Consider the following 23,410-nt stretch of genomic DNA (forward strand, 5'->3'; position numbering starts at 1 on the left):
TCAGGCCGTGATGTCGATGACGCCGCAATCGCCGGCGGCACTGCCGAAGGCGACACGGCGTTCTTCCTTGTCCCACATCATCGAGGTGATGGAGCCCTTGCCCGGCCGTCGCAACAGCACTTCCTTGGCGTCGGCAAAACGCACCGCCATCACCATGCCGTCATCATAGCCTATGGCGACGACATCTTGGCTCGGATGGCAGGCGACAGCCGTCACCATGGCGTTGCCTCGCGTGCCGAGTTCCAGCGGCGCCTTGCCCATCGGCCCATCCTTGCCCGAAAACGGCCAGACGATCGCCGCCGGCGCGCCGGAACTCGCCAGCCACTTGCCCTTCACGCTCCACGACAGGCTTTTCACCTTGCCGGGATAGCCGGTCATGCGCATGTGCTTGCCGTCGGCGAGCTTCCAGCCGTGCAGCGCGTTTTCCTGCATGGTGGTGACGAGGAAGGCGCCATCCGGCGAGAAGGTGACGCCGGTGTGGGCACCGGCCCATTCGAGTTCCACCGGCTTGCCCTCGGCGGCGGGGAAATGCAGCGTCGCGCCATTGTAGCGGGCAACGCCGAAGCGCATGCCCTTGGGCGAGAAGGCCAGGCCCTCGACCGAACGCGGATGGGTGAATTCCCTGGTCTTGCCGTCGGCGAAGCGCACGAAGGCGGTCTTGCCTGAGGCATAGGCGATGGCGCCTTGCGGCCCGGCGGCAACGCTGGTGATCCACTTCCTGGCGGCGCTTGCCAATTCCGTGGCCTCGCCGCCCGCTTTCACGGCAAACACCTTGCCGTCCTCGCCGCCGGTGATCAGCCGGTCGTTGGCCGCATCATGGAAGGCGGCCAGCAGCCCGTCATTGGCCTGAACTGTCTTGTGGCCATGGTCGAGCCGATGGACGACGCCGTCGGCCATCGCGAAATGCGGCACGTCACCGAGAAAGACGGCGGCGATGCAATGTCCCTGGAGATCAAGCGGGGCGACGGTTGGCATGGTTATCTTTATTCACCTGGACGAGATTGCAGAGACAACCCGGCGGCTTACTCGACGTTTGCGGTTCCGGCAACCATAAGGGTTGCCATCGAAGGATGTTCGATCGCGCTGTTTCGCGATCGACTCCTCGCGTTAAGCGGGTGCCGTTACAGTGTGTTTGGCAACGCCGCTATCACTTTGCGTAGCTTGGCGTTGGGCTTCGGCGGGCGTTCCAGCAGATCGAGGATACGCACGAAATCGGTGGCGGACACCCTCACTACCTCGGCGGCATCGATCGCGGGCTGGGCTTCATGCTCAGTCATGCTATCGGTCGATCTAGGCATCACTTGTTCCTACCCGAGCAAAATTACGCCTGGCAGGCGTCAAAGCTCTTCCTCAGCCGTTCGGCGTCGAGTTCGCGGCCGATGAACACCAGCCGGCTCTCATGCTTCTCGCCGTCCTTCCAGGCGCGCTGGTGGTCGCCCTCGATGATCATGTGGACACCCTGGATGACATAGCGCTCGTCGTCGCCCTTGAGCGCGATGATGCCTTTCAGCCGCAGGATGTTGGGACCTTCCATCTGGGTGATCTTCTCGATCCACGGGAAGAATTTCTTCGGGTCCATCTCGCCACCGCGCAGCGACACCGACTGCACTGTCACGTCATGGATGTCGGACGCATGAGCGTGATGGTGGTGCCCGTCATGATCGTGGTGGTGGTGATCGTGACCGTCATGATCGTGGTCATGATGATCGTGATCGTCATGCGCCTCGAGGAAATGCGGGTCGTTTTCCAGTGCCCTCGACAGGTCGAAGGCCCCGCGGTCGAGCACCTCGGTCAGCGCGACGCCGGCTCGCGTCGTGCGATGGATCTTCGCCGCCGGATTGATGGCGCGGATCGTCGCCTCGACCTTGGCGAGCTCTTCTGATGTGACGAGGTCGGTCTTGTTGAGCACGACGACGTCGGCGAAGGCGATCTGGTCTTCGGCTTCCCTGGAATCCTTGAGCCGTAACGGCAGATGCTTGGCGTCGACCAGCGCCACCACCGCGTCAAGCCTGGTCTTGGAGCGCACGTCGTCGTCCATGAAGAAGGTCTGCGCCACCGGCACCGGATCGGCGAGCCCGGTGGTCTCGACCACGATGGCGTCGAAGCGGCCTGGCCGGCGCATCAGGCTCTCGACGACACGGATCAGGTCGCCGCGCACCGTGCAGCAGATGCAGCCATTGTTCATCTCGTAGATTTCCTCGTCGGATTCCACGATCAGATCATTGTCGATGCCGATTTCGCCGAATTCGTTGACGATAACGGCGTAGCGCTTGCCGTGGTTTTCCGACAGGATGCGGTTGAGCAGCGTCGTCTTGCCGGCGCCGAGATAGCCGGTGAGAACGGTTACGGGGATCTGCGTCTGTGCGTCGCTCATGGCTTGCCTCGAAAGTGCTGGGCCTCGAAAATTCGGCCTGAGAAAAAGGGAATGTCGGCTCCATATAGGGTGTGTGTCGGGCTTTTGCACGGGGCAAACCGATGGGCCAAACCGGCTTGCCGACATTGCTGAATTTTCATTGGCGAGAGCCGCTGTGACCGCTTAGATCAGGATACGAGAGGCCAATTCGAGAGGCAAGATATGTCCGGCAAGCCATCCTCCTTCTCAATGAGCCGGCGCCAGGCGCTCGGTTTGATCGCGGTCACCGCCGGCGGTGGTGCCTTCCTGCCCGCCGCCGCGATTGCAGACCAGACTTTACCCTATGCCGGACTGGCCTTGTTCGAAAACGGCGCCGGTGTCTGCACCATTACGCCTGAAGTGACCGAGGGGCCGTTCTATTTCGACCCGAAACTCGAACGTGCGGACGTCACCGAAGGCAAGAAGGGCATAGCCCTTGGCGTTCGGCTGCAGGTTGTCGACGCGGACTGCCGCCCACTTGCCGGCGCCCGCGTCGACATCTGGCATTGCGACGCGCAAGGCGCCTATTCCGGCTATCCCAGACAGGGTGACGACCGCGACGTCGACACGTCGGGCCGGACCTTCCTGCGTGGTTGGCAAAGGACCGACGCGAGCGGCATCGTTTCCTTCGCCACCATCTATCCCGGCTGGTATCGCGGCCGCACCACCCATATCCATTTCAAGATCTTCCCTAACGACAGTTCGGTGATGACCGGACAGTTGTTCTTCCCCGACAGCCTCAGCGAGCAGATTTTCACCACGGTCGCACCCTACAACGACCGGCCGGGCAAGCGCGACACCTCGAATGCCGCGGACGGCATAGCCAGGCAGGCCGGACCGCAATCGCAGGCCGCGCTGCGCGAGCTGGAGGATGCCTATCAGGCGCTGATGATCGTAGCGGTGAAGCCCGGCTGAGCGGCGGTCACGCCACCACCCTGCTGGCGACGAAAACTCCGACGGGGAATTCGTTTGTCATCTAACTGAAATAAACATCTGGCATTAGCCACGGCGGACCACAATGCTTGCCGGCAAAGCTGTTTGAAGCACCGGAATCTTTTTGATCGTCGATTGCCAACCGGCCGGCTGCCTCTATGCTGCCCGCACCGGTACGGCCGAAGAGGGAAGACCATGGCCAAGGCGGACAAGACTGCGACAATGAGCCGGCTGCATTCGGCGGCAAGGCTGGCAAGAACGGCGCTGGCGGCGCGGCTTCTGGCGCACGGCTTCTATGCCGGCCAGGACCAGATCATGCTGTCGCTCGACCGTGAGGACGGCCAGACGCCTGGCAATCTGGCCGGACGCCTCGGCGTGCGCCCGCCGACCATCACCAAGACTATCAACCGGCTGCAGGCGCAGGGTTTTCTGGAGAAGCGCGCTTCGTCGGCCGATGCCCGTCAGGCGCATATCTTCCTCACCGACACCGGTCGCGACATCATCCACGCCATCGAGAAATCGGTGAAGAAGACCGAAAAGCAGGCGCTGAAGGGCCTCGACAAGAAGGACCAGAAGTCGCTGTTCAAACTGCTTGCCCGCATCGAGGCCAACCTCTCGAACGAGGAACTGGTGCTCATCGACGACGACCCCGAATCGGACGGCTGACCGGCGGATTGTCGCGGCAGGCGATCAGGCCGCCGCGGCAGAGCCCTGGATCAGCGACGACCAGCGTCCCGGTGTCATGCCGAACGCCTTCTTGAATTGCCTGATGAAATGGCTCTGGTCGCTGAAGCCGGCTTCGACCGCGATCTGTGCTAATGGTTCGCCGGCGGCGATCATCCGCCGCGCGCGCTGAAGCCGGCGCATCACCAGGAAGCGATGTGGACTGGTGGAGAAAGCGGCACGGAAATGCCGTGACAAGGCATAGCGATCAAGCCCGGTTACCGCTTCCAGTTCACCGGAGCGCACCGGCCGGTTCAGGTTTTCCGTGAGATAGTCGCGCGCCAGCGCAGCCGCCCGCCACGCCGTCCTGGTCATCGGCTTCGCCGACTGGCCGCCATGCCGGATCAGGCTTTGCATCAGTTGCGTCAGGAAGTCGTCGACGAACAACTCGTCGAGTTCCTGCTCCAGCGGACCCAGCGCCGAAAGCAGCGTTGCGCAAAAGGCGGCGTCCGTCACCACGCCATCCCTGACAAAAGGCAGCGAAGCGCCGCCAAGACAGGCGAGCATCAGCGACGGCTCCAGATAGAGCATTCGGTAGCGCAGGCCGTCCTCGGTGCCGGCGCCGCCGTCATGCAACTCGTCGGGATGCAGAACGATGATCTGTCCCGGAAGGCTGTGGCGCGCAGCGCCGAGATAGCGAAACGTCTGCACACCGTGCAGCGTCACCCCGATCGCATAGGTGTCGTGGCGATGCAGGTCGAACGCGCTGCCACGGAAGCGCGCCTCGATCCGCTCCATGCCTGCGGGATCGGGGGCGGAGATGATACGGTTTTCCGCCGCATCGACGCACAAACGTCCAAGACCCTTGAAAGCCTGGCTGTCTAGATCGTGCGACATCGTCTCCTTCAGCCTCGCATTGGGGCACAACCGAATGGCCAATGTCTCATGTTCGATACGAAATTTGCAATCGTGCTCGGGGAAGATCTGCCGGTCTGGCAGAAACTCAACGTCACCGCTTTCCTGACCAGCGGCATCGTCGCGCAGTTTCCCGATATCATCGGTGAACCCTATCGCGACCGCGCCGGCAATCTCTACAACCCGCTGTCGATCCAGCCGGTCATCGTTTTGTCCGCCGACCAGACAACGTTGGGGGCCATCCATCGGCGCACACTGGAGCGCGGCGTGACCACCTCGCTCTATGTCGAGGAGATGTTTTCGACCGGCTTTGACGCGGCCAACCGTGCCGTCTTCGCCGAATTCGCGCCTGAAGACGCCAAGGTGGTCGGGATCGCGCTTCGCGCCGACAAGAAACTGGTCGATAAAATCACCAAGGGCGCCCGCATGCACGCCTAGCCAAGGCACTACGCCTGCCGGCGGCTCTTGTTGTGCCAGCAGGCTTTCACGTCGCGGCTGGCGACAATTGGCTTGCCGGGACCCGGCAATTCCCGCAAAGGTGGGCTCCAGCCTAGCTTCCCACCCGGCCTGCAAGTGAGTGCTCCCCAAAGACATGTAGAAAGCGCGACGCCCCCGGTGGCGATCCTGTGCATGCTTTCCACCTATGTCTGCTTCACCTTCCTCGACACATCAAGCAAATACCTCGTCCTTGCCGGCGTTTCCGTGCTGGTCGTTGCCTGGGTGCGCTTCGCCGTGCATGTGGTGCTGGTCGGCGCGCTGCTGCGCGGCTGGCGCGAACCGGTGCGGTTTCGTCCGGTCAACCTGCCGGCGCATATCTTGCGTGGCGCGTTCCTGTTCGGATCGACCATATTCAATGTCTTGGCGCTCAAATCCCTGCAATTGGCCGAGACAACCTCGATCTATTTCTTCGGGCCGATGGTGATCACGGCACTGGCCGGTCCGCTGCTTGGCGAGTGGGCCGGCTGGCGGCGCTGGCTGGCCATCCTGGCGGCCTTTGCCGGCGTCCTCATCATCACCCGGCCGGGCGTCGGCGTTTTCGGCATCGGACATCTCTTCGCGCTCGGCTCGATGCTGTCGAACTGCTTCTACGTCATCATGACGCGCCGCATGTCGGCGACCGAGACATCGGAGAGCCTCATCCTGTTTTCGGCGCTGGCGCCGGCGCTGCTGCTGTTGCCCCTGCTGCCGTTTTCGTTTTCCCTGCCGCATAATGGCTGGCACTGGTTCGTGCTGCTGATGCTCGGCGTGTTCGGCGGCGTCGGTCACTGGCTGCTGGTCCAGGCCTACCGGCTGGCGACAACCACGGCTTTGGCGCCCTATCCCTATTCGCAGATGGTGTGGATGATCATTTCCGGCTGGATCGTCTTCAAGCAGTTTCCCGACCGCTGGACATTGGTCGGCGCCGCCATCATCGTCGCCAGCGGTCTCTACATCGTCCATCGCGAGCATAGGCTTCGGCTGCGGAGCCGCGCGGCCTCGGATGTCGAGGCCGAAGCGTTGGCAAAAAAACTTTGATTTGCCCCCGATCGGTGGCATAACGCCGCCTTTAAACAGTTTAGGTCTGGAAGTTCAGGTCCGGGGAGCACACGTCGCTGGCACAAAAAATCAAGCTTTCGACGATCGCGGATGCGCTCGGCGTGTCCACGGCCACGGTCTCGCTGGCGCTGCGCGACAGCCCTCTGGTTGCCGGGACCACCCGTGACCGCATCAAGGAACATGCCCGCGCCATCGGCTATATCTACAACCGACGCGCCGCCAGCCTGCGCACCTCGCGTTCCGGCATTGTCGGCGTCGTCGTCCACGACATCATGAACCCATTCTTCGCCGAGATCCTGCGCTCGATCGAAAGCGAGCTCGACCGCAGCCGGCAGACCTTCATCCTGTCCAACCACTATGATCAGCTCGAAAAGCAGCGCACCTTCATCGATACGCTTTTGCAGCTCGGCGCCGACGGCGTCATCATGTCGCCGGCGATAGGCACGCCGGCTTCCGATATCCTGATGGCCGAGGAGAACGGCCTCCCCGCTGTGCTGATCGCGCGCACCGTCGAGGGTGCCGACGTGCCGGTCTTTCGCGGCGACGACTCTTACGGGACAGGTCTCGCCACCAACCATCTGATCTCGCTCGGCCACAAGCGCATCGCCATGATCGGCGGCACCGACCAGACCTCGACCGGCCGTGACCGCTACCAGGGCTATGTCAATGCGATGGAGGCGGCCGGGCTGGAAGTCAGGTCGTCATGGCGCATCGCCGGGCCGCGCACCAAGCAGGCCGGCTTCGAGGCCGCCGGACAGTTCCTGGCGCTGAAGGACAGGCCGACGGCTGCCTGCTGCTGGAACGACCTTGTCGCCATCGGCCTCATGAACGGCATTGCCCGTGCCGGCCTTGTGCCCGGCGTCGACATCTCCGTTACCGGCTATGATGACCTTGAGGAAGCGGCGATCGCGACGCCGGCGCTGACCACTGTCTGGAACGGCCAGCGCGAGGTTGGCCGCCGCGCCGCCAGCGCGCTGCTCGACAAGCTCAACGGCCAGACGGTGCGGCCCTCGCAGGAATTGATCAAGCCGGAACTGCATGTGCGTCAGTCGACCGGCAAGCCGGTGGAGCGTGTATGACCAAGGCCGAACAGCTGCAATCCGTCGCCATCCTGGTGCCGGGCGATTTCAACGACCATGCGGTCGACCGCATCAACCGCACGTTCAGGCGTGTCAGAATCGAACGCGCCGATCCGGCGCTCGTCACCGACGAGATGCGCAGTGATGTGCGCGGCATCGCTTCGTTTGCCGGCATCGACGCGGCGATGATGGATGCATTGCCCAACCTCGAGCTCATCGCCTCCTTTGGCGTCGGCTATGATTCGGTCGATGTCGGCCATGCCCGAGCGAAGAACATCATGGTTACCAACACGCCCGACGTGTTGACCGAGGAGGTCGCCGATACCACGATCGGGCTGTTGATCAACACCATCCGCGACCTGCCGCGCGCCGAAACCTGGCTGCGCGACGGCAGCTGGGTGCGCAACGGCAACTATCCGCTGAGCCGGCTGACCTTGCGCGGGCGCAGTGTGGGTATTTTCGGCATGGGCCGCATTGGGCAGGCCATCGCCCGGCGTCTGGAAGCTTTTGGCTTGCCGGTCGCCTACCACAACCGGCGCCGTGTCGAAGGTCTTCCATACCAGTACCATGCGACCCTGAAAGGACTTGCCGAAGCCGTCGATACGCTGATTTCGGTCGTGCCGGGGGGCGACTCGACGGAGAAGGCGGTCAATGCCGAGATCCTGTCGGCGCTTGGCGCCAACGGCGTCTTCGTCAACATCGGTCGCGGCAGCACGGTTGACGAGGCGGCGCTTGCGGCAGCCCTCGCCACCGGCATCATCGCCGCCGCCGGCCTCGACGTCTTTGCCTACGAACCGAACGTGCCCAAGGCGCTGCTCGACGCGCCCAACACCTCGCTACTGCCGCATGTCGGCTCGGCCTCGGACCATACCCGCCGCGCCATGGCGGATCTCTGCGTCGACAATCTGGTGTCCTGGTTCACCGAGCGCCGTCCGCTGACCCCGGTGCCCGAGACGGCGGAAGTCAAGGCGCGAGCTTGAGGCTGCCTCACTTATTAACGTCAGCTTAACCCTTTGGAATCATTCTTCAACCTATCCGTGTACGTGGATGAAGAATGATGAAAGCACTTTCCGCATTGATCGCTGCCGCAGCGCTGTTTGGTGGCATTCAGCTGTTTCATGGCGGCAGCGTGGAAAGCGTGGCCAACGAGGCCGCCCCGTCCAACAGCTACAGGCTGGTCGCCAATGGCGATGAGGCGGTCTGTGCAGTCAGCCGCGGGGCTGAAATTTCGGACGGTTTGTCGCTGCTCACCGTTGCTCCGAAATGCCGCCGGCTCTTGCCGGGCATAGAGCAGGCGAAGTTCTGGCGCGAGCAAAACGACGGCACGGTCGCCTTCAGCGCCAACGGCGTCGATCCGATCGTCACCTTCGCGACTGCCGACGGCGACGGCTACGAATCCTATGCCCCGGCGCTGCCGCTGCTGTCGCTGGCGGCCATAGGCGATAAGAAATCTGGCGACTGATTATTCCGCTGCGGCCCGTGCGCCAGCCTTCGCTGCGGCGTGCAGCCGAACCGCATCGCCGAAGGCACGGAATATCTTCACCGAATTGCTGTCCGACTTGACCCAGTATTCCGGATGCCATTGCACGCCGACGGCGAAGGCGCGGGCGTCGCGCACCGAAACCGCCTCGACTGTGCCGTCGCTGGCGACGGCCTCTATCTGCAGCTTCGAGCCGAGCCGGTCGATCGCCTGGCGGTGCAACGAATTGACCTTGATGTCGCCGGCACCGAACACACCGGCCAGGCAACTGTCGGGTTTGATAGAAATGGTCTGGTGGATGGCGAAGCGTTCGTCCTGCTTGTCGCTCACCGGTGCGCGGTGGTCGAGCGAACCCTCGCGCTCCTGGATCTCGGTGCCGAGCGTGCCGCCCAGCGCCACGTTCAATTCCTGGATGCCGCGGCAGATGGCGAGCAGCGGCACGCCGCGTTCGATCGCCCGCCGGATGAGCGGCAGCGTCGTGGCGTCGCGCGCCGGATCATAGGGGCCATTGGCTTCGCTGGCGTCGCCGCCATAAAGCGAGGGGTGCACATTGGATTTCGAGCCGGTGACCATGACGCCGTCGACCGACGACAGAAGTTCGTCGAAATCGAGCCGGTCGCCGAACGATGGCACCAGCACCGGAAACACGCCGGCGCCGGTGATCGCCGCTTCCAGATATTGTTGTGGGGCTGCATGCCAGGTGTAGTTGTCGAACTGACGGACGTCGGTCGATATGGCGACGAGCGGCTGGTGCATTTTGGCTCTATGTTCCATCTGGGCAAGGATGTCCTGCCTGCAAAATAGGCCATCGCCGGGCATTTTTCCATGCCAAGTTTCAACGTGTCGCATGGGCCACGAAATGGCCTGTTAGACTATAGTTGCAGGGTAGCTGGGCTTCGCCGTCAAATCGGGTCGGCCTGCTGGACTCGACTTCTTGCCCGTGTATTGTCTCGAACGAACCGACAGGGAAACCGAGGATTTCCTGACGTCGGCCTGTTGATCCAAAAGGGAGGAAGTTCATGGATCGTCGTTCATTCATTCGCAAGGCCGGTGTCACCGGCGTCGGTGCCGCGGCGGCGGCGGCCACGCTGGCGGCGCCTGCCATCGCCCAGTCCAATCCCAAGGTGACATGGCGGCTGGCATCGTCCTTCCCGAAGTCGCTCGATACCATCTATGGCGGCGCCGAGGTGTTCTCGAAGATGCTGTCGGAAGCCACCGACGGCAATTTCCAGATCCAGGTTTTTGCTGCCGGCGAGCTGGTGCCTGGCCTGCAGGCCGCCGACGCCACCACCGCCGGCACGGTCGAGGCCTGCCATACGGTGGCATATTATTACTGGGGCAAGGACCCGACATGGGCGCTCGGTGCGGCGGTTCCCTTTTCGCTCAACGCACGCGGCATGAATGCCTGGCATTACCATGGCGGCGGCATCGACCTGTTCAACGAGTTTCTCGCCACGCAGGGCCTTTTCGGCCTGCCGGGCGGCAACACCGGCGTCCAGATGGGTGGCTGGTTCCGCAAGGAAATCAACACGGTGGCCGACCTTTCCGGCCTCAAGATGCGAATCGGCGGTTTTGCCGGCAAGGTGGTGCAGAAACTCGGCGTCGTGCCGCAGCAGATCGCCGGCGGTGATATCTATCCCGCGCTGGAGAAAGGCACCATCGACGCGGCCGAATGGGTTGGTCCCTATGATGACGAGAAGCTCGGCTTCTACAAGGTCGCGCCCTATTATTATTATCCCGGCTGGTGGGAGGGCGGCCCGACCGTCCACCTGATGTTCAACAAGGCGAAGTACGAAGAACTTTCGCCGACGTACAAGTCGCTGCTGCACACTGCCGCGCAGGCGGCCGACGCCAACATGCTGCAGAAATACGATTATCTGAACCCTGCGGCGGTGAAGCGACTGGTGGCCGGCGGCGCGAAACTGCGCCCGTTCAGCCAGGAGATCATGGCTGCCTGTTTCGAAAAGGCCAACGAGGTCTATACCGAAATGGAAGCCTCCAACGCCCCGTTCAAGAAGATCTGGGAATCGATCAAGGGCTTCCGCAAGGAGCACTATCTCTGGGCGCAGGTGGCCGAATACAATTACGACACCTTCATGATGGTCCAGCAGCGCAACGGCAAGCTGTAGTCGGCCGGACTTCTGCTCAAAAGCTCTCTGGGCGGAACCTGCTCAGGGAGCTTTTCTGTATATCCCGGGAGGCGAAGCCGGCGGTTCAGCCTCGGCGCGGGACCACCAGAACCTTGACCTCGCCGGGGGCCGGCGGATTGGCGATCACCGCTGGCGCTTCTTCAAGCGACACCTGCCTGGAGATCAGCCTGTCGATCTCTATCGCACCGGAAGCGATGAGTTCGGCGGCGCGGCGATGGGTGTAGGGATTGAGGAAGGAACCGAGCACCTTCAGTTCCCGGAACAGCAGGTCGAACGGCTCGAATTCAGCTTTCACGCCTTGCGGCGTCACGCCGACGATGACGACCGTGCCACCGGCGCGGGCCAGCCGCATCGACTGCTCGACGGTCTCTCGCACGCCCGCGCATTCGAACACCACGTCGGCTCCGCCCGGCGCCAGGCCGGCTGGCCCGGCGATGGCGTCGACGACATCGGCGGCAGTCGGATCGACCGTCGCTGTCGCGCCGAAATCCCTGGCGAGCGCGCGCCGCGAAGCTTGCCTGGTCGACAGAATGATGGTCGTGGCTCCCGCCAATCTTGCCAGCTGCACGGTGAGCAGGCCGATCACGCCGCCGCCAAGCACGACCACCGAGCTGCCCGGTTTGATCCCGGCAAGGTCGACGCCATGCAGGCAACAGCCGAGCGGCTCGCAGAAGGCACCGTGCATGGGATCGAGGCCCGCAGGCAGGACGAAAGCCTGCTTCTGCGGCAAGGCAAGATATTCGGCAAAGCCGCCGTCGCGATGAATGCCGATGGCGCGCAGATTGCTGCAGAGGTTGACCCGCCCGGCATGACAATGCACGCAACGCCCGCAGGCGATGTTGGGATCGCCGGTGACGCGGTCGCCGACGGCAAAGCCGGAGACGGATTTTCCGACCGCCTCGACGATGCCGGAGAATTCATGGCCGGGCGTCACCGGCGGCGTGCACGGAAACTCGCCGTGAAACAGATGCCGATCCGTGCCGCAGACGCCGCAGGCTTCGATGCGCACCAGTAGCTCATCCGCACCGATGTCAGGCATGTCGACGTCGCGCAGCGTGATGCCGCCCACTGCTTCCAGCCGCACCGCTTTCATGGTTTTGACCATGCCGGTTCAGTTGAAGCTTGGCGGTTGCGACAGGTCAGGCTGTGGCGCTGCCGGCTTTGCCGGTGTCGGATCGCCGAAACTGGGCGGTTGCGAAAGGTCGGGAGCTGCCGGCGCCGTGCCGCCACCAGCGGGCGCCGCTCCATCCGCCGGCGGCGTGCCGAGCGGCGACAGGCCGGGCACCTCCGGTACCTTGTAGTCGATGGTGCCCGGATCGACGGTCGTTCCCTTGTAGTGCATCACCATTTGCGGGAAGGCGATGGTCAAGCCGATCATGATCACCTGGATGCAGACAAAGGGCACCGCGCCCCAATAGATCTGTCCGGTGGTCACCGGCGCGATTTGTTTGCCGGTGAGACGATCGAGATAGGGCACGCGCGCGGCCACCGAACGCAGGTAGAACAGCGCGAAGCCGAAGGGCGGGTGCATGAAGCTGGTCTGCATGTTGACGCCCAGGAGCACGCCGAACCAGATCAGGTCGATGCCGAGCTTGTCGGCGGCGGGCGCCAGCAGTGGTACGATGATGAACGCCAATTCGAAGAAGTCGAGGAAGAAGGCGAGGAAGAAGACGAGCATGTTGACGCCGATCAGGAAGCCGACCTCGCCGCCCGGCAGCGACGTCAAAAGGTGCTCGACCCAGATATGGCCGTTGACGCCGTAAAAGGTCAGTGAGAACACCCGTGCGCCGATCAGGATGAACAGCACGAAGGACGACAGCCTTGTCGTCGAGGCCAGCGCCTGCTTGACGACGTCAAGCGACAAGCGCCCCTTGGCCGCCGCCATGAACAAGGCGCCGACCGAGCCCATGGCGCCGCCTTCCGTCGGCGTGGCGATGCCCAGGAAGATGGTGCCCAGCACCAGAAAGATCAGCGCCAGTGGCGGGATCAGCACGATGATCACCTGCTGCGCGAGCCTGGACATCATGTTGAAGTTCAGGCGTTTGTCGGCAATGGCGACGATGTAGATGAACAGCACTCCGGCCGTCGCGCCGAGAATGTCGGCATTGTCGCCATGCGCCGGCGCCAGATAACGATACGCCGCGTAGGAAACCGCTGATGTGACCAGCAAAGCCACCAGCAGCGACATCACGCCATGGCCGAGTGTACGAGCCTCGAGCGGCAGCGCCGGCATCGAGTTCGGCCGGATGATCGACATGATCAGGATGTAGGACACATAGAGGCCGGTGAGCACGAGGCCCGGGATCAACGCGCCCGCGTACATATCGCCGACCGAGCGGCCGAGCTGGTCGGCAAGCACGATCAGCACCAGCGACGGCGGGATGATCTGGGCAAGCGTGCCGGAGGCAGCGATGACACCGGATGCGAGCCGGCGGTCATAGCCATAGCGCAGCATGATCGGCAGCGAGATCAGGCCCATGGCGATGACGGAAGCCGCCACCACGCCGGTGGTCGCCGCCAAGAGCGCGCCGACGAAGATCACCGCATAGGCGAGGCCGCCTCGGATGGGCCCGAACAGCTGGCCGATCGTGTCGAGCAGGTCTTCGGCCATACCCGACCGCTCGAGCACGATGCCCATGAAGGTAAAGAACGGGATGGCCAGCAGCGTGTCGTTCGACATCACCCGGCTGCCGTAGAAATTATCCGGCAATGCGTGCAGGAGCGGCCAGGCGAGGTTGATCGATCCTCCGGAATAGGGGGATAGCAGCACGCCGATGAAGAAGAACATCAAGCCGTTGGCGGCCAGCGAAAAGGCGACGGGGTAGCCGATCAGCAGGAAGATGATCAGCGAGGCGAACATGATCGGCGCCATGTTCTGCGCGATGAACTCCATCACGAGCGCACCTCGTCGGCCAGCGCCTTGGCTTCGAGTTCGGCCTGCTCATGCACCGATATGAAGGGATTGGGGTCGTCCATGTCTCCGCGCATGATGGCGATCTTCTTGATGATTTCGGAGATGCCCTGCAGCGCGAGCAGGAAAAAACCGATGAGCAGGATGGCCTTGGCCGGCCAGATGATCAGCCCGCCGGAATTGTTGGACATCTCGCCGCTGCGAAACGACAGCGACACATAGGGCACGAAATAGATCACCATCAGCGTCACGAACGGCATCAGGAAGAAGAGATGCCCGAGCAGGTCGATCCAGTGCTGTACGCGGCGTGAAAACAGGCCGTAGACGATGTCGATGCGGATATGTTCGTTCTGCTTCAGCGTATAGGCGGCGGCTAACATGAAGGCGGCGCCGAACAGGTACCATTGCAGCTCGAGCCAGGCGTTCGAGGATATGTCGAACACCTTGCGGATAATGGCGTTGGCGGCGCTCACCAGGATCGCCAGCAGGATCAGCCACGATATCCATTTGCCGATGAATTCGTTGGCGCGATCAATAGTCCTGGATAGAGCAAGAAGCCCTGCCATGCATTTCCTCCCTTGTACCGGAGGCGTGCCGGCTCCCCCCTTTTTTGTCCGTCACGCCGCGTGGTCCAACGGTATGCCGCGCGTGGACTGACGGGTCAACAAGCATAGAGGCAGCAAATATCATCGCATGGCAGACAGTGCCCGATACCGGCGATCTGCCCTCGCGTCATGCAACCAAAGTCTGACCTTTTCAGGCGATTTTGCCGGTGTCGCGGCCGGCGCCGATCAGGATCAGCGTCGTGACCAGGAACAGATACATCCACGCGTCGCGCCATTCGACCGGGAAATAGCCGGCCCACAGCGATTCGGCCATGCCGAAGGCGGCCGCGCCGAGTGCTGCGCGCGGTGGCGAGAGATAGCCGCCGACCGCCGTCACGAATAGGATTTTCAGCCCGTAGACGAGGCCTGAGCCGAAGCTGACATTGCCGTAATAGAGCCCGGCCATCACACCGGCCAGCGCGGCGCAGAAGCCGCCGAACAGCACCGCGTGCCGGAACACCGCGCGTACGTCGACGCCGCACATCGCGGCTGCCTTGGGGTCGTCGGAGACGGCACGCCAGCGCCGGCCGAAGCTCGACCGGGCAAACGCCCAGCTGGCCAGCACGATTGCCGTCAGCACCACCGCACAGTCGATGAGCTGGATGAGCGTCAGCGTCGCCTTGAAGGTCGCGCCCTGCGCGAAAACGATAGGCTGCGCCAGCATCGGCGGGAGCCACAGATCATGCGTGTCGGCGGCGATGCGGCTCGCTTCGGACAGCAGCAACAGGATGCCGAGCGTCGTCACCACGATCGCATTTGGCGTGCGGTCGGCCAAAGGTTCGAAGACACTGCGCGACAGCACGTGGCTGATCAGCGCGGCATAAAGGAAAGCCGCCACGACGCCGAGCGCCACCGCCGCAGGCAGCGTCAGCCACAGCACCTGATAGCCGAAGGCCGCGGTCAGGATCATCGTCTGGCCGCAAAAGGCGAACAACGCGCCATAGGCGAGATTGGTGCGGTGCAGGATGCCGTTGGTCAGCACATAGCCAAAGGCGAGCAGCGCATAGAGCGCGCCCGAATGCAGCCCGTTCAACACCTGCTGGAAGAAATAGAGCATGCAAAACCTCGAAGCATGCCGCCCAAAAGTGCGAAGCGGTTCTGGCCAACGACATGCTCAAAAGGCTGCGGAGATCACCGCATCCCGGAGTGAGGGTGCATCGCTAAATCTAACTTGTCAAATGCGATTTATCGGTTAGATTCTAGGCATGACGGTATCCTGGACCCCGCACCGCTTCACCGGCGGCTTGCTTGCGCTCGACACGGCGAACACCGTCGTGCTGCGCGGCGATCCGGAGCGGACGTTCGATCGCTTCGACGACCCGGCCGAGATTGCCCGCTTCGCCGATGCGGCGAGCCGCTTTCGCGCCGCCGAACTTGGCGAAAGGCCGCTGGCGGTATCCTCGGCGGTGGCGATCGCGCCCGTCGTGCTGTCGATCCGCGAGGCGACGGACCGGCTGTTTCGTGATGCGGCGTCGAAGGGCGCGGTTGCCACCACTGATCTGCCCGGATTCCTGAGAGCCTGCGGCGATGGCCTTGCCGGCAGCCGGACCGAGATCGGTGCGCCGGGGAGGCCCTTCGGTGATCCCCTGACTCCGATCGCCTTCGAGGCGGCACTGGCGGTTTCGGCGCTGTCCCTTCTGCGCGACGACACCGTCGCGAGGCTCAGGATCTGTCCCAACTGCACCTGGCTGTTCGTCGACAGAAGCCGCAATTCCAGCCGCCTTTGGTGCGACATGGCGGTGTGCGGCAACAGGCAGAAGGCAAGCCGTCACTATCGTCGCCGTCGCATGGCGGAAAATGAGGTCAAGAATGCGTAGCGGCCTTTCCCATTCGATCCTTGTCGGCGCGGCACTCATCGCGGCCGTTGCGCTCGGCGCCTGCCGCGATACCGGCAATGACGAAGGCAAGCTGTTCGAGATTTCCGGCAAGATATTCGTCTTCAACTACCGCCTTGCCAGGGCGACCTATGTCGTGACCCTGCGGCCGCTGAAGCCGATGGGAGAGGGCCAGGTCGCGGTCGCCAGCTTCCAGGATCCCGCCGGCGGCGCGCCTCTGGTGGTCGAGCAGAAGGTCTGGCCGAAGCTCGACAAGGTGACGCTGGAGAGCCCGGCACTGACCTGCGTCGTCAAGAACAAGCCCTATGCGATTGCCATCAGCATCAAGGGCGCCGACGGCGCGGTCCTGCAGAAGATCGATACCACGCTGATGTCGACGGAAGACCAGTCGATCCTGCCCGACCGGCCGCTGGTCATCGATCAGCTCTACACCGCCAATCCCGATCTCGTCGGCCATCCCGACGGCAAGCTGCCGGGCGAACCGAAGCCGGATTGCTCGAAGGGCGGCTGACGCGTCGCGGCCATCCGGGCCGCAGCTGAAATTTTCGTGCGCCGGGCAATGTCCGCGGATCGTTTCATACCCTATTCAGGATGGCCGCGGACTGTTCGTTGCGCGTTGCCTGGCATCTGCGATTTTGTTTGACCTGCCTTGCAAGGGGAGAAAGGATGCGTCATCCGACCCCGACGTTGGCTGCCTGCCCCGCGTGGCCTCCGCAGAGGAAATGCCTGATGACGCTGCACGACGTCGCGCTCGACGACAAGTTCGATCTCGCAAAGGAGCGCATCTTCCTGTCCGGCGCGCAGGCGGTCATCCGCATGCTGCTGATGCAGCGCGAGCGCGATCGCCGCGCCGGCTTGAACACGGCCGGCTTCGTCTCCGGCTATCGCGGTTCGCCGCTCGGCGGCCTCGACATGCAGCTGTGGAAGGCGAAGAAACAGCTCGCCCAGGCTGACATCGTCTTCCAGCCGGGTCTCAACGAGGAGCTTGCCGCCACCGCTTGCTGGGGCACGCAGCAGACGGAACTGCTGGGCGAGGGCACCCATGACGGTGTCTTTTCGGTCTGGTACGGCAAGGGGCCGGGCGTTGACCGCTCAGGCGACGTGTTCCGCCATGCCAATCTCGCCGGCTCGTCGAAGCATGGCGGCGTGCTCGCTCTGATGGGCGACGACCATATGGCCGAATCCTCGACCAATGCGCACGCCACCGAATTCCTGTTCGTCGACACGATGGTGCCGATCCTCAACCCGGCCGGCGTCCAGGAGATCATCGACTACGGGCTCTACGGCTTCGCCATGTCGCGCTTTGCCGGCACGTGGGCGGCGATCAAATGCGTCAAGGACAACATCGAATCGACCGCCTCGGTCGATGCCGCGCTCGAGCGGCTGAACATCGTCGTGCCGGAGTTCGACATGCCGCCTGGCGGTCTCAACATCCGCCACGAGATCGACATGCTCGGCCAGGAGGAGCGGCTGCATGAGCATAAGCGCGCCGCGGCTTCCGCCTTCATCCATGCCAACGGGCTGAACCGCATCGTCTATTCGGGCGGCCGCAATCCGAAGATCGGCATCATCACGCTGGGCAAGAGCTATCTCGATGTCCGCCAGGCGCTGGAGGACATCGGCATCGACGAGGCGGCCGCCAACCGCATCGGCGTGCGGCTGTTCAAGGTCGGCTGCCCCTGGCCGCTCGACCTGCATCACATCGCCGATTTCGCCCGCGGCCTCGACACCATTGTCGTCGTCGAGGAGAAGCGCTCGCTGATCGAGGTGCAGTTGCGCGAAAGCCTTTATGGCACTGCCACCCAACCGGTCATTATCGGCAAGAAGGACGAGCGCGGCGACTGGCTGTTTCCGGCCAAGGGCGCGCTCGATCCCAACGAGATCGCCATCGCGCTTGGCGAGAGGATCGTCAGGACCATCGGCCCGTCCGAAGAGATTTCGGCGCGGGTGGCAAAACTGCGCCAGTTCCAGGCAATGCTCACCGAGGCCACCGACATCGGCTCGCGCACGCCGTTCTTTTGCTCCGGTTGCCCGCACAATTCGTCCACCAAGGTGCCGGACGGCTCTATCGCCGCGGCCGGCATCGGTTGTCACTTCATGGCGCTGTGGATGGACCGCAACACCGTCGGCTTCACGGCCATGGGCGGCGAGGGCGCGCAATGGGTCGGCCAGGCGCCGTTCTCCAAGCGCGAGCACATCTTTCAGAATCTTGGCGACGGCACCTACAACCATTCCGGTACGCTGGCGATCCGCTTCGCGCTGTCGAGCGACGCCAACATCACCTACAAGATCCTCTACAACGACGCCGTCGCCATGACCGGCGGCCAGCCGCACGAAGGCGGCCTGACCGTCGACATGATCGCCAGGCAGGTGCGCGCCGAAGGCGTCGACCGCATCGCCATCGTCACCGATGAGCCCGGCAAATATGCCGGCAAGGCCGAATTCCCGGCCGGCGCCACCATCCATCACCGCGACGACCTCGATCTCGTCCAGCGCGAGCTGCGCGACGTCAAGGGCGTTTCGGTGCTGCTCTACGACCAGACCTGCGCCGCCGAAAAGCGCCGTCGCCGCAAGCGCGGCACCTTCCCCGATCCCGACAAGCGGGTCTTCATCAACGAACTGGTCTGCGAAGGCTGCGGCGATTGCGGCGTGCAGTCGAACTGCGTCTCGATCCAGCCGGTCGAGACCGAATTTGGCCGCAAGCGCAAGATCGACCAGTCGAGCTGCAACAAGGATTTCTCCTGCGTCAACGGCTTCTGCCCGTCCTTCGTCACCGTGCACGGCGCTAAGATCCGCAAGGCCGAGGGCCTTGCCGGCAAGGCCGATCCGCTGGAAGGCGTGCCCGTGCCGGCGCAATTCCCGCTTGGCGAGCAGGGCTGGGCGGCGATCATCGATGGCGTCGGCGGCACCGGCGTCGTCACCGTCGGTGCGGTGCTTGGCATGGCGGCGCATCTCGAGGACAAGGGCTGCGGCATGATCGACATGGCCGGCCTCGCCCAGAAGGGTGGCTCGGTGTTCACGCATGTCCGCATCGCCCGCACCCCGGACGACATCCATGCCATCCGCGTTTCGGCCGGCAAGGCCGATCTGGTGCTTGGCTGCGATCTCGTCGTGTCGGGCGCCAAGAAGGTGCTGACCGCTGTGCGCGAGGGCCACACCATCTTCGTCGCCAACACCGCCGAGATCATGCCCGGCGAATTCGCCCGCTCGGCCGATTTTTCGTTGCCGACAGAGCGGCTGAAAAAGGCGATCCGCGCGGCAGCGGGCGACGACAAGGCGCATTTCTTCGACGCCACCCGCACCGCCACGGCACTTTTCGGCAATTCGCTCGGCGCCAACATGTTCATGCTCGGCTTTGCCTTCCAGCACGGCGGCCTGCCATTGTCGGCCGAGGCCGTCGAAAAGGCGATCGAGCTCAACGGCGAAGCCGTGGCGATGAACATCGCCGCTTTCCGCTGGGGACGTCGTGCTGCCTATCAGCCGGATTTCGTGCGCCGGCTCGTTGCCCAGCCGGGTCCGGCCGTGGCTGGAAAGGCCGACCAGGCCACGGATATCGCCGAGACGCTGGACGACATCATTGCCCGCCGCGTCGCCTTCCTAACCGCCTATCAGAATACGGCCTACGGCAAGCGTTATGCCGAAAAGCTGGCCGTTTTGCGCGCCGCCGAAGCGAAGGCCGTGCCGGGTTCGACTGCGGTGGCGCAGGCAGCCGCCAGGAACCTGTTCAAGCTGATGGCGATCAAGGACGAATACGAGGTGGCGCGTCTTTACACGGACGGCTCTTTCGTCGCCGAACTTGGAAAACAGTTCCAGAGCTATGAAAAGCTCGAATTCCACCTCGCTCCGCCGATCATGGGCCGTCGTGGCAATGACGGCAGCCCGAGGAAATCAAGCTTCGGTCCGTGGATGATGAAGGGCTTTCGGGTTCTGGCGGCGATGAAGGGCCTGCGCGGCACCGCCTTCGACCTGTTCGGCTACACCGCCGAACGGCGCATGGAGCGGCAGCTACTGGCGCGGTACGAGGCGGATCTGGAGCTCATCGCCGGATCGCTGGCCCCGGCCAGGGTCGATGCGGCGGCTGCATTGGCTTCGGTGCCTGCCCTCATTCGCGGCTACGGCCACGTCCGTCGAGCCAGCGCCGACAAGGCTTCGAGCGAACGCCAAAGGCTGCTCGAACGCCTGTCGAGTACGCCGGCGCGGCCCGAACTTCAGGCCGCCGAATGATCGATACGCCTTGTTTACCTGAACGACAGTTTCCTTGCTTTCCGTGACGTCACTCGGCTTGACGGCAGGAGCGCGGGGGTCTCTCTAAATCTTTCTTAAGGCGGATGTGGCACTGCTTGGCTCCCCAGGGTTGGGATTCAGGCGTTGAATCTGAGAAAAAAGAACGAGATTCCGGTCGACGTCTACATTCCGTTCGTGGAAACCTTGTTTCGCGACGGGCTGACGCTTTCGATCGGCATTCTCGCGCAGACTTTCCTGATCGGCCTTGTCTGGTGGAAGAACGGCGATCCGCGGTATTTGCTGGTCGCGATCTCGATGGTTCTCGTCGGTGTGTTCCGCATGAGAAACTTTCGAAAATACAACAGCATGCCTTCGCCGACGACCTGGGAAGAAGCGCACAAGCGTGAGAATGACTACATTCTCTATGGCTCCCTGCATGGCTTGACGCTTGGCGCCTTCTGCCTGCTCGGCATCTATTTCGCGCGCGACGGTTTCGCCGAAATCGCCTCCGTTTGCCTGACGCTGGCGACGGCGACCTCCATCGCCGGCCGCAACTACGGCTCGCCACGCATGGTCACCATCCTGACCATTGCCTTGACCTGGCCGATCTCGCTGGGCTTCCTGCTGCGCGGCGACATCTACCATGTCCTCCTCGGGCTCCTGTCGGCGCCGTTCCTGTTCGCCATCCGGAAATTCGCCAACACCGTACGCGATGTGCTTTTTGCGGCCGTCTCGGAAGAAAAGAAGGCCAACCGCATCGCCCAGCGCTTCAACCGGGCGCTCAACACCATGTCGCACGGCCTTGTCATGCTCGGCCCGGACGGCCGCGTCGCGGTGGCCAATGCCGAGGCCGCGCATCTGATGTCGCTCAAGTCGCCCGATGCGCTGCTCGGCCGGTCGATCCATGGTCTGTTGATGCGCGGTGTCGCCGGCGGCATGCTGGCGCCCAAGGATTGCCGCTACATCGAGGCGCAGCTGACGCGTGCCCTGCGCGAGGGCCGCGACCGCAAGGTGCTGGTTTCCCTCGCCAACGGCCAGCATTATGAGTTCTCGGCTCGCGAAGGCAGCCAGGAACTGGGCGTCATCACCTTCGAGGACGTCACCGCCCGTGTCGAGGCGGAAGACAAGATACGCTTCATGGCACGTTACGACAACCTCACCGGCCTGCCCAACCGCGCCTATTTCCATGAACTGGTCGGCGAGGCCATGGTATCAGGCGATCGCGATCGTCTCTGCGGCCTGGCGGTGCTCGACCTCGACGATTTCAAGAGCGTCAACGACACGCTTGGCCATCCTATCGGCGACGGCTTGATCTATGCCGTTGCCGAGCGGCTTGCCGCCATTGCCAGGCAAGATATCACGGTCAGCCGTTTCGGTGGCGACGAGTTCATGATCTTCTTCGACCGCGTCGAGGATGAGAGCCATCTGACCAGCCAGCTCGACGAGATTTTCGCCGGCCTGCAAGGGGAAGTCGACGTTGCCGGTCACGGGCTGCGCATCCAGGCCAGCGGCGGCGCGGTACTGTCGCGGGTCAAGGATACCGATGTCGACGCCATGATCGTCAAGGCGGACCTGGCGCTCTACAAGGCCAAGGAGCTCGGCAAGAACAGCTGGCGGCTGTTCGAAGCCTCGATGGATGCCGCTTTCCGTAACCGTCAGCTGATGAAGGCGGATCTGCGCACAGCCGTGGAAAGCAAGAGCCTGCGGGTGGTCTATCAGCCGATCGTGGCGATGAGCACCATGCGCATCGCCAGCTGCGAGGCGCTGTGCCGGTGGGATCATCCCGATCTCGGGCCGATCTCGCCCAGCATCTTCATTCCACTGGCCGAGGAAATGGGCATCATTTCCGAGATCAGCACCTTCGTGCTGCAGGCAGCCTGCGCCGAATGCGCCAAATGGCCCGACCAGACCAGCGTCTCGGTCAATCTCTCCGCCAAGGATTTCCGCAGCCGCGATGTCATCCAGAAGGTTCGCGATGCGTTGGCCGGCACCGGCCTCGCCGCCTCCCGGCTCGAGATCGAGGTCACCGAAACGGCGCTGCTCGACGACAAGTCGCTGACGCGCCAGTATATCGAGGAGCTGAAGCAACTTGGCGTGCGCATCGCGCTCGACGATTTCGGCACCGGCTATTCGAGCCTGAGCTACCTGCACAAGCTGCCGCTCGACAAGATCAAGATCGACCGCTCGTTCCTGATGGACGTTACCCAGAATCCCCGTTCGCTCGAGCTGCTCAAGGGCATCGTCAACCTGTCGCGGCCGCTGGGGCTTTCGGTGACCGTCGAAGGGGTCGAGACCTTCGAGCAGCTCAAGATCCTGGCGCTGCAGGTCAAGCCTGATCTTGTCCAGGGGTTCCTGTTCGGTTCGGCGCTCAGCGCTTCCGGCATCGAGACGATGTCGAACACCGTATGGCCCTTCGCCAAGGATATCAGGACCGCCAAAAAGGCGGTACGTCGCTGATTTGCGGAGTATGGCGCATGGTGCCCAGGCACCGAGAGCCCATCCCTGTTTCCTTCAAGAGGCTCGAGGTTTCCCTGCACGTCGCGGGCCATGCCAAAATTTCCGCCGCTTCCCGTCATGTCCGAGATATGCTCTTTCCCCGTCGCGACGCAGAAAATCAAGAAAAGCACTATTTTAGTCTTATTTTAGCAATCGTTAACCTTAACGACTGGTAAACGGGCTGCTTCCCA

21 protein-coding genes are annotated in these 23,410 nt (G+C 63.2%); 12 read left to right on the top strand and 9 right to left on the bottom strand.

What is annotated here, in order from left to right:
• The 3 genes from NKI66_RS23410 to NKI66_RS23420 all read right to left on the bottom strand — a co-directional run bounded on the left by NKI66_RS23410 (nucleotide 1) and on the right by NKI66_RS23420 (nucleotide 2,374).
• Nucleotides 1-975 carry a WD40 repeat domain-containing protein gene (locus NKI66_RS23410; protein WP_352672720.1) on the bottom strand — a complete coding sequence of 325 codons (975 nt, stop codon included), beginning with the start codon at nucleotides 973-975 and terminating at the stop codon, nucleotides 1-3.
• 146 nt (nucleotides 976-1,121) lie between these two features.
• The gene (locus NKI66_RS23415; protein WP_128302783.1) at nucleotides 1,122-1,298 is read right to left on the bottom strand and encodes a type II toxin -antitoxin system TacA 1-like antitoxin; all 177 of its coding nucleotides are present in this window, start codon (nucleotides 1,296-1,298) and stop codon (nucleotides 1,122-1,124) included.
• 23 nt (nucleotides 1,299-1,321) lie between these two features.
• Entirely contained in the window at nucleotides 1,322-2,374 is a 1,053-nt protein-coding gene (locus NKI66_RS23420) for a CobW family GTP-binding protein (protein WP_352753146.1), read from the bottom strand.
• A 201-nt stretch (nucleotides 2,375-2,575) separates the two neighbouring features.
• Here NKI66_RS23420 and NKI66_RS23425 point away from each other — a divergent pair, with 201 nt between their 5' ends.
• A complete protein-coding gene (locus NKI66_RS23425) occupies nucleotides 2,576-3,307 on the top strand; it encodes an intradiol ring-cleavage dioxygenase (protein ID WP_352442659.1) in 732 nt (243 codons plus the stop codon).
• A gap of 213 nt (nucleotides 3,308-3,520) precedes the next feature.
• Complete coding sequence (locus NKI66_RS23430) at nucleotides 3,521-3,991, top strand: MarR family winged helix-turn-helix transcriptional regulator (RefSeq protein WP_352753148.1); 471 nt, start codon at nucleotides 3,521-3,523, stop codon at nucleotides 3,989-3,991.
• A gap of 24 nt (nucleotides 3,992-4,015) precedes the next feature.
• Here the strand turns inward: NKI66_RS23430 and NKI66_RS23435 are convergent, their stop codons facing one another.
• Nucleotides 4,016-4,885 (bottom strand): AraC family transcriptional regulator, encoded by an 870-nt coding sequence (locus NKI66_RS23435; RefSeq protein ID WP_352442661.1) that lies wholly within the window; start codon nucleotides 4,883-4,885, stop codon nucleotides 4,016-4,018.
• Nucleotides 4,886-4,933: 48 nt separating this feature from the next.
• Here NKI66_RS23435 and NKI66_RS23440 point away from each other — a divergent pair, with 48 nt between their 5' ends.
• The 5 genes from NKI66_RS23440 (at nucleotide 4,934) to NKI66_RS23460 (ending at nucleotide 8,980) form a co-directional block, all read left to right on the top strand.
• The gene (locus tag NKI66_RS23440) at nucleotides 4,934-5,341 is read left to right on the top strand and encodes a DUF2000 family protein (RefSeq protein ID WP_352753151.1); all 408 of its coding nucleotides are present in this window, start codon (nucleotides 4,934-4,936) and stop codon (nucleotides 5,339-5,341) included.
• A 192-nt stretch (nucleotides 5,342-5,533) separates the two neighbouring features.
• Entirely contained in the window at nucleotides 5,534-6,418 is an 885-nt protein-coding gene (locus NKI66_RS23445) for a DMT family transporter (protein ID WP_352753153.1), read from the top strand.
• A gap of 77 nt (nucleotides 6,419-6,495) precedes the next feature.
• A complete protein-coding gene (locus NKI66_RS23450; RefSeq protein WP_352673202.1) occupies nucleotides 6,496-7,518 on the top strand; it encodes a LacI family DNA-binding transcriptional regulator in 1,023 nt (340 codons plus the stop codon).
• Nucleotides 7,515-8,498, top strand: a complete 984-nt coding sequence (locus NKI66_RS23455) for a 2-hydroxyacid dehydrogenase (protein ID WP_352753156.1) — start codon at nucleotides 7,515-7,517, stop codon at nucleotides 8,496-8,498. The genes NKI66_RS23450 and NKI66_RS23455 overlap by 4 nt, the downstream gene beginning before the upstream one ends.
• A 77-nt stretch (nucleotides 8,499-8,575) precedes the next feature.
• The gene (locus NKI66_RS23460) at nucleotides 8,576-8,980 is read left to right on the top strand and encodes a hypothetical protein (RefSeq protein ID WP_352442674.1); all 405 of its coding nucleotides are present in this window, start codon (nucleotides 8,576-8,578) and stop codon (nucleotides 8,978-8,980) included.
• Here the strand turns inward: NKI66_RS23460 and NKI66_RS23465 are convergent, their stop codons facing one another.
• Nucleotides 8,981-9,754, bottom strand: coding sequence for a gamma-glutamyl-gamma-aminobutyrate hydrolase family protein (locus NKI66_RS23465; protein ID WP_023813605.1), 774 nt, complete (start codon nucleotides 9,752-9,754; stop codon nucleotides 8,981-8,983).
• Nucleotides 9,755-10,017: 263 nt separating this feature from the next.
• Here NKI66_RS23465 and NKI66_RS23470 point away from each other — a divergent pair, with 263 nt between their 5' ends.
• Nucleotides 10,018-11,127, top strand: a complete 1,110-nt coding sequence (locus NKI66_RS23470) for a TRAP transporter substrate-binding protein (protein ID WP_013528215.1) — start codon at nucleotides 10,018-10,020, stop codon at nucleotides 11,125-11,127.
• Between the two features lie 85 nt (nucleotides 11,128-11,212).
• On the opposite strand, the gene NKI66_RS23475 is transcribed toward NKI66_RS23470, so the two are convergent.
• The 4 genes from NKI66_RS23475 to NKI66_RS23490 form a co-directional block, all read right to left on the bottom strand.
• The gene (locus NKI66_RS23475; RefSeq protein ID WP_352673199.1) at nucleotides 11,213-12,241 is read right to left on the bottom strand and encodes a zinc-dependent alcohol dehydrogenase family protein; all 1,029 of its coding nucleotides are present in this window, start codon (nucleotides 12,239-12,241) and stop codon (nucleotides 11,213-11,215) included.
• An 18-nt stretch (nucleotides 12,242-12,259) separates the two neighbouring features.
• Nucleotides 12,260-14,041, bottom strand: coding sequence for a TRAP transporter large permease (locus tag NKI66_RS23480; protein WP_352753166.1), 1,782 nt, complete (start codon nucleotides 14,039-14,041; stop codon nucleotides 12,260-12,262).
• A complete protein-coding gene (locus tag NKI66_RS23485) occupies nucleotides 14,041-14,625 on the bottom strand; it encodes a TRAP transporter small permease subunit (protein ID WP_127412900.1) in 585 nt (194 codons plus the stop codon). The genes NKI66_RS23480 and NKI66_RS23485 overlap by 1 nt, the downstream gene beginning before the upstream one ends.
• A gap of 190 nt (nucleotides 14,626-14,815) precedes the next feature.
• The gene (locus NKI66_RS23490) at nucleotides 14,816-15,721 is read right to left on the bottom strand and encodes a branched-chain amino acid ABC transporter permease (RefSeq protein WP_352753158.1); all 906 of its coding nucleotides are present in this window, start codon (nucleotides 15,719-15,721) and stop codon (nucleotides 14,816-14,818) included.
• A gap of 148 nt (nucleotides 15,722-15,869) precedes the next feature.
• Here NKI66_RS23490 and NKI66_RS23495 point away from each other — a divergent pair, with 148 nt between their 5' ends.
• The 4 genes from NKI66_RS23495 to NKI66_RS23510 all read left to right on the top strand — a co-directional run bounded on the left by NKI66_RS23495 (nucleotide 15,870) and on the right by NKI66_RS23510 (nucleotide 23,180).
• Nucleotides 15,870-16,481 (top strand): CGNR zinc finger domain-containing protein, encoded by a 612-nt coding sequence (locus NKI66_RS23495; protein WP_128302790.1) that lies wholly within the window; start codon nucleotides 15,870-15,872, stop codon nucleotides 16,479-16,481.
• Nucleotides 16,474-17,010 carry a hypothetical protein gene (locus NKI66_RS23500; protein ID WP_127289768.1) on the top strand — a complete coding sequence of 179 codons (537 nt, stop codon included), beginning with the start codon at nucleotides 16,474-16,476 and terminating at the stop codon, nucleotides 17,008-17,010. The genes NKI66_RS23495 and NKI66_RS23500 overlap by 8 nt, the downstream gene beginning before the upstream one ends.
• A 218-nt stretch (nucleotides 17,011-17,228) precedes the next feature.
• Nucleotides 17,229-20,723 carry an indolepyruvate ferredoxin oxidoreductase family protein gene (locus NKI66_RS23505; RefSeq protein WP_352753160.1) on the top strand — a complete coding sequence of 1,165 codons (3,495 nt, stop codon included), beginning with the start codon at nucleotides 17,229-17,231 and terminating at the stop codon, nucleotides 20,721-20,723.
• 144 nt (nucleotides 20,724-20,867) lie between these two features.
• Nucleotides 20,868-23,180 (top strand): putative bifunctional diguanylate cyclase/phosphodiesterase, encoded by a 2,313-nt coding sequence (locus tag NKI66_RS23510; protein WP_023813597.1) that lies wholly within the window; start codon nucleotides 20,868-20,870, stop codon nucleotides 23,178-23,180.
• Nucleotides 23,181-23,410: the final 230 nt, after the last annotated feature.

The organism is Mesorhizobium sp. M0518, from assembly GCF_040321125.1.
Taxonomy (GTDB): domain Bacteria; phylum Pseudomonadota; class Alphaproteobacteria; order Rhizobiales; family Rhizobiaceae; genus Mesorhizobium.